Source organism: Mesonia oceanica, assembly GCF_902499555.1.
GTDB lineage: Bacteria > Bacteroidota > Bacteroidia > Flavobacteriales > Flavobacteriaceae > Mesonia > Mesonia oceanica.
Genome location: NZ_CABVMM010000005.1, coordinates 254,161 through 260,762, shown reverse-complemented (window position 1 = coordinate 260,762; position 6,602 = coordinate 254,161). Strand labels below are relative to the sequence as shown.

General features: G+C 32.8%; 7 protein-coding genes. 1 reads left to right on the top strand and 6 read right to left on the bottom strand.

Annotated features, from left to right (window positions below):
- Positions 1-243: 243 nt before the first annotated feature.
- From FVB9532_RS08175 to FVB9532_RS08165, 3 genes are all read right to left on the bottom strand, one after another.
- Positions 244-1,002, bottom strand: coding sequence for an HNH endonuclease (locus FVB9532_RS08175; RefSeq protein ID WP_150544718.1), 759 nt, complete (start codon positions 1,000-1,002; stop codon positions 244-246).
- Positions 1,003-1,043: 41 nt separating this feature from the next.
- Positions 1,044-1,364, bottom strand: coding sequence for a hypothetical protein (locus tag FVB9532_RS08170; RefSeq protein ID WP_150544717.1), 321 nt, complete (start codon positions 1,362-1,364; stop codon positions 1,044-1,046).
- A 375-nt stretch (positions 1,365-1,739) separates the two neighbouring features.
- Complete coding sequence (locus FVB9532_RS08165; protein WP_150544716.1) at positions 1,740-2,156, bottom strand: hypothetical protein; 417 nt, start codon at positions 2,154-2,156, stop codon at positions 1,740-1,742.
- A 496-nt stretch (positions 2,157-2,652) separates the two neighbouring features.
- Here FVB9532_RS08165 and FVB9532_RS08160 point away from each other — a divergent pair, with 496 nt between their 5' ends.
- Positions 2,653-3,195 carry a hypothetical protein gene (locus FVB9532_RS08160; RefSeq protein WP_150544715.1) on the top strand — a complete coding sequence of 181 codons (543 nt, stop codon included), beginning with the start codon at positions 2,653-2,655 and terminating at the stop codon, positions 3,193-3,195.
- A 270-nt stretch (positions 3,196-3,465) separates the two neighbouring features.
- Here the strand turns inward: FVB9532_RS08160 and FVB9532_RS08155 are convergent, their stop codons facing one another.
- The 3 genes from FVB9532_RS08155 to hisS all read right to left on the bottom strand — a co-directional run bounded on the left by FVB9532_RS08155 (position 3,466) and on the right by hisS (position 6,585).
- Complete coding sequence (locus FVB9532_RS08155) at positions 3,466-3,864, bottom strand: hypothetical protein (RefSeq protein WP_150544714.1); 399 nt, start codon at positions 3,862-3,864, stop codon at positions 3,466-3,468.
- Positions 3,865-4,162: 298 nt separating this feature from the next.
- A complete protein-coding gene (locus FVB9532_RS08150) occupies positions 4,163-5,155 on the bottom strand; it encodes a 2-hydroxyacid dehydrogenase (protein ID WP_150544713.1) in 993 nt (330 codons plus the stop codon).
- A gap of 59 nt (positions 5,156-5,214) precedes the next feature.
- The gene (gene hisS / locus FVB9532_RS08145; protein WP_150544712.1) at positions 5,215-6,585 is read right to left on the bottom strand and encodes a histidine--tRNA ligase; all 1,371 of its coding nucleotides are present in this window, start codon (positions 6,583-6,585) and stop codon (positions 5,215-5,217) included.
- Positions 6,586-6,602 lie beyond the last annotated feature (17 nt).

Genomic DNA, 6,602 nt, shown 5'->3' with positions numbered 1-6,602 from the left:
AAAATTTTCAGTTTAAAGGGTTCTGAATACCGTCTGATTACTTTGTCGTTTTTGTACATAATGTTTAAAATTATGTAGCCTTTATTCAGGACGGGTCAAAATGTTTGCCAACGAGTTTGTATATGGTTTGTTGCGTGGTTAAGCAACTAATTTAACAAATAAAAACTGAATAGAAAGTCTGCGAGGACTTTCGTAAGTAGGAGAGAAGCCAGCAATAAATTATATACGGCGTTAGCAAACGTACTACCACCATTCGGCGTATAAATCTGTTGTTTCAATAATATTTCCTGACTTCGTTAAATTACAGGATTGACATAGTAATTGAATATTCGTAGGGTCATTTACTCCAAATAAATTGAGAGGGACTATGTGGTCATAATTTTGTCTTCTGTCAGTAGAAAGTATGCCAGACAAATCTGTAGAGCATTTAATACACCTACCTTTATCCCTAGAATAAACTGCTTTTTTTACCCATTGTGGAATATTTTTTCGGGCAATTTTACCTTTTTCTGTTAAAACACTTTCTTCATATAAAGTGTCAGAAACTGTTTCCGCTATTTTTTCATTAAACTTTAATAGTAGACTTCTATTATTGAATAAAAGATAAAAAACATTATCAGCTATAATATTAAACAATTTTCTAAAATCGTTTTCTTTATTAATCCATATTTCAGTGAATTTGTCATTATACAAATCTAGTTCATAATCGTCCAGTTTTTCTAAATTTTTGAATGGATTTTTAGAAGGAACAAACTCGAGAAAAAGTTCATAAAAACTTTCAATGTGATGAGTGTAATCTCCTCCATATTTTCTTATATCTCGATTGTAATCATTCCAAAGTGTTGTTTCTATATAGTGATGAAGTAATGTTTTTCTATTAAAATTTAAACTTCTTTTTATAAAAATATCTTCATCATAATTCCACAATCCAATTTCACTTTGAATGTTTCCATCAATATGACTTGCAAAGGAATAAGTATGATTTAGATTTTGTTCAGTCATTTGAATGCAGGTTTGTGATTTTCGTTTCTAAAGCAATCTTCTTAATCTTGGATTTGATTTAAAATATCAATACTCGCATCAATTATTGTAATTATTTGTTGTTGGGTTTCTGAAGTCCAAACACTTTCCTCAAGTTCCACTAGAGCATCCTTATGTTCGCCTTCAGAATTATCAACAATTAATTTAGATAACACTTTAGATAATGCTTTTTTTCCATTTAAAGTTGGTTCAGGTACAAAACTGTTGTAAACATCTTGCGCGGCAATTCCAAAAGGGTCGCCATATTTGCCGCAGTTATCAAAAGCTGCTCTTGCTAATCCTTCATAGCGAAATGCTGGGTCGTGGTGGTCTGTATGTATCATAATTTTGTTTTTTTTTATGTTTGCTAACATGCGAATAAACGCAATTGCGTTTATTTACCATGTATCGATGATCTAAATATAAGATTTTTTATTTTTATACTTGCGGGTTAGCTAAAGGCTTATAAATTTCGGTGGTTTAGTGGGGTAAAAGCTATAGGACATCTTAAATCTACTCCATTTAACAAGAGACGATTGGCAAAACTATACCGAAACAAAAGTATAGTAAGCGTTTATTATACGTATATTCAATAGCTGTCAAAAATAATTAAAACAAACTTTGCCATTGCCAAATCTGGATGAATATATGATGATGCTTATAGCAATACTTTAGTAAAATGTTAATGAGTTTTTACTTGTTTTTACTACAGTACTTTGTTAGCTACTGTTTTTTTCTTTTGATTTTTCAGTTAGGAATTTAGTTAGCTTTAATAATTCAAATTGCTCATATTTAATTGGTCCCAAAATATCTTTCGCAAATTTTTCTGTTTCCTTTTCATTCCATTTAGAGATTGCTTGATAAGAACTTTTATCCAATACATTTAATCTTTCCAGAATAGCTTTTCCAACATAATTATCAAATTCATATCTAAATTCAGAAATTCCAGCGTTATTATTCCGCTTCTTAATTTCAGAAAAACGAGCTTCAAATTTTAATTCTATTTTTTTTAGAATTGAATTTCCAATTGGACTATTTGCGAATTGATTTGATTCAAACAAGTTCAGATTTCCATAGTTGACTTTATTCAGAAGTTTATTTATAAAAAGCAGTTCAATCTCATTAAATTCGTTCATCTTGTATTCTGATTTTAACTTGAGGCTAACGTACGTATGACAAAACAAGTGGTGTGATATGCATTTTAGTTATACTACTAATCTAATTATTTTTTTCTTTTAAAAGTTATTGTTGTGATTAGGTGCTCAGCAAGACTTACTGCTTCTATCCTTCTCTAAAAATACCTAAAAATCTCTAAAACGTATTAGGATTTGACTTAAAATGATTTTGGGAAGTGTTCTGTTTTATAGTGCAACTCTCCTACTTTATATAGTAAAACCAACAATTAAAACGTTTTTATCAAAAAAAAGCATTTTTTTTTAGCAATCACTTTTATTATTAACATTTTTAATCTACTTTTATTTAAAATTAATGCAATTAATGCGTTAGTTTAAATTGAAGTCAACTACAACCTATCTTCCCCACACTGTCGTAGTTTTTAAAAATTGGTACAACGTATTCGACAAAGTCGTTACAATTATATTTTTCATTATTAACCATTAAATTCATTTTATCATGAAAAAAATTAATTACCTAGCCATTTTTATTTGTTTACTATGTTTGGGGTCTTGTCAAAAAGATCAAATCCACGAGGAAGAATTAGAATCTAAGGATTTCTCTCTTTCTGCAAGTGCTACGCCGGAATGTCCATTAAACTACAACTTTATTGGCTATGCCGATGATGGTACAGCACCAATTACTGATCCTGTTACCGGACAAAGGACTTTTTTATTTAAATACGACTTTTCAAACAATTCTAGTTGCAATAACAAAAGGGAAAAAATAGAAGTTTACATTGAATTTAGATCAGACCCAGACATTTGGTGTGTAGGCTATCCAAGTAATAATACTCCAAGTAGTCATACTTATTTAACTCCCATTACTTCACTTAGCGGTACGCAACTCGTCTATTATAATCCTATAAATCAATTACAAGATAAAGTTTTCATGTACAGAACTGTAATGAAAGTAAGAAGTTGTTTTGATTTAGTAGAATGCTATGTGGAAGGACCTTGGCAAGGACCTCTATGTTCTTATATCTGGGAAGAATTTTTATAGAAGACAGTAGTGTCTTATCAAATAATTTAAGGCTCTATATAACAAAAACCATTCTAGACTTTAGGATGGTTTTTTATTTCAGAAAGATAAGCTAACCCCTTTTCGGTTATACCAACAAATCTCTTATCTTTTTCAATAATATATTCGATTAAACTATTTTGTAGAAGCCTATAAAATATATCGCGATCAAATTTTTGTATAATTTCTTCTTTTTCTAATTGTTTCGAATCACTTAGAAAATCTAATAAAATGAATTCACCAAGCACAATTCTAAGAAATCGGAGAATTAACTTTTAAAGCTGTTTCATTTATTTCTTTTTTCAACTCTTCATTTTGAGTTCGCATCTCTTTAATTGTTTCATCTTTCTTCTCATTAGTTTTAGTAAGCTGTTCTATCTGTTCACGCAAGTGTTCTAATTCCCTCTTGCCTGTTTTAGCCTGTTCTAATTTAAAATTATCCTTAGCAAGTGTAATTTCCTCTTTAATGTGTGTTTGCCTTTCTGTATAAGACGATTTAATATTTTCTATTTTAGACTTCCAAACTACTTTTGCTATTAAGTTTGATATATAAGGCAAAGCCAACACATAAAATAAAGCAATTGCTAAAGGAATAGCCAAGCTTGTCCACCACCCTAAATAATTTTCAATTAGATTAATTTTGGTTTCCACATCTTTTATAGAAACAGCAACAAAAACAGCTCTCCAATTAAAAAATAACCAAGAAATTAAAAATGAAGAAATTAAAGAATTCTTAATGTCATCTATAAAAGAAAAGTATTTGAGGAATTTTTGGAACTCATAAAGCTAGTTTAAGTATTTAAAAATAGCTAAAAACTAATATTATTTTCAAAACCTTTCTATCTTCAAAAAATTTCCATATATTTATTCAAAATAACCAGTAGTTCTGGTTGTTTGAGTTAAGGGGACTACAACAATTAACCCCACAGGTTGTAGTTTTTTATCAACTTCACTTGCTGACCCTATTTTCATTTTCTTTTCCGGCTTGAAAGTCCAGGATATTCTGAAAAGTAACTTTCGCTATTTCCTGTAAGGCTTCTTTGGTTAAAAAACCTTGATGCGCAGTAATCAATACATTGGGGAACGAGATTAAACGCGCAATCTGGTCGTCTTGTATAATATTCTCTGATAAATCCCGAAAGAATAAATGTTCTTCCTGTTCGTACACATCAATGCCCAAATACCCTAATTTGCCTTCTTTTAAGGCTTCAATGGCATCACCGGTATGTATCAACGCTCCACGACTGGTATTAATGAGCATACAGCCTTTTTTGAGTTGTCGCAGACTCGTGGCATCGATTAAGTATTTGGTTTCGGGAGTTAACGGACAGTGCAGCGAAATGATATCTGACTTCTCCAATAAGGTTTCTAAACTTACATACTCCACACCCATGGCTTTTACTTCGTCATTTTCAAATTTATCGTAAGCCAACAGTACATCGGTAAAACCTTTCATGATTTTACAGAAAGAAGCTCCAATTTTTCCCGTACCAATCACGCCAATGGTTTTGTTTTGAAGATTAAAACCTTGTAAGCGTTCCAAAGAAAAGTTACCATCCCGTACACGGTTATAAGCTTTGTGGGTTTTTCTATTTAAGGTTAGGATCAAGGCCAAGGCATGTTCAGCAACAGCTTGAGGAGAATACGCCGGAACGCGATAAATGTTGATATTGAATTTTTCTGCTGCATCCAGGTTCACATTATTAAACCCGGCGCAACGTAATACCACCAACTTCACACCTATTTCAGCTAATTGTTCGAGGGTTGCTGCATCTAAATGATCGTTGACAAAAACACAAACGCCATCGTAACCTCGGGCCAACGCCACCGTATCTTTGCTCAAGGAAGCCGAAAAATATTTAAAACTGACTCCTTGTTGCTGATGGTAGGTTTCAAAAAAATCTTTATCGTAAGATTTGGTACTAAAAAAGGCAATTTTCATAAGCTTAGATGAGTTTTAATCACCTAAAATTACAAAAATTGCCTTGTAGGAATTATGATTTATCTCAGTTTCTGGATAATTTCATCTAAGTGAATGGTTTCTTGTTCCCCACTTGCCATGTGTTTGATGGTATATTTTTCGGCTTCCATTTCTTGGGTTCCGGCCAATACCACATACGGAATATTTCGGCGATTCGCATGCGTCATTTGTTTTTTCATCTTCGCACTGTCGGGATAAACCTCTGCATTAATTCCGGCATCACGTAAAGCCCGAACAGCTTTCATGGCGTAAAGGGCTTCTTTTTCTCCGAAATTGATAAAAATAATTTTTGTGTTTTCTTCAACTGCTTCCGGGAAAAGATTTAATTCTTCCAAGACTAAATAAATTCTATCTAATCCAAAGGAAATACCTATACCGCTCATGTTTTTTAAACCGAAAATTCCGGTCAAATCGTCATAACGGCCACCGCCACCAATCGATCCCATGTGGACGCCTTCGGGAGCCGAGATTTCAAAAATTGCCCCGGTATAATAATTAAGTCCGCGGGCTAACGTGACATCTAAATCTAAGTTCGCCGTGTTTAAAGGCATTTCTTCAATAGCACGCTGAATAAACTCTAATTCTTCTATTCCCTTTTTACCCACTTCTGAAGTGGAAAGAATAGCTTTGAGTCCGTTGATTTTTGCAGAGAAATCTCCATTTAACTCAAAAATCGGATCAATTTTCTCGATCGCTTCTTCAGAAATTCCTTTTTCCTTCATTTCTTTCACCACGCCATCTTTCCCTATTTTATCAAGTTTATCGAGCGCTACGGTGAAATCAATGAGTTTATCGCTTTCGCCAATTACTTCGGCAAAACCAGAAAGTATTTTTCTGTTATTTAATTTAATAGTTACGCCATTCAGCTTTAACGAAGTAAAAACCGAATCATACAAGTGTACAAATTCTACTTCTTGCCAAAGGCTATCGCTTCCCACCACATCGGCATCACATTGATAAAATTCCCTAAACCTTCCTTTTTGCGGACGGTCGGCACGCCACACGGGCTGAATTTGATAGCGTTTAAATGGAAATTCTACTTCATTTTGATGTTGCACTAGATAACGCGCAAAAGGAACGGTTAAATCGTAACGAAGGGCTTTTTCTGAGATCTTCGGGGTAATTTTCAAACTATCTTTTTCAGCATACAAGTCATCTTTTACTTTATTTAAAAAATCTCCACTATTCAAAATTTTAAAAATAAGTCGGTCCCCTTCTTCCCCATATTTTCCCATCAAGGTGGAAGAATTTTCAAAACTTGGCGTTTCGATGGGTTGAAAGCCAAAATGTTGAAATTGCTTTTTGATGGTTGAAATAATATAATTTCTTCTATTTACTTCTTCCGGAGAAAAATCCCGGGTTCCTTTTGGGATACTTGGTTTTTGTGCCATAACTTTATTTGAAAGTG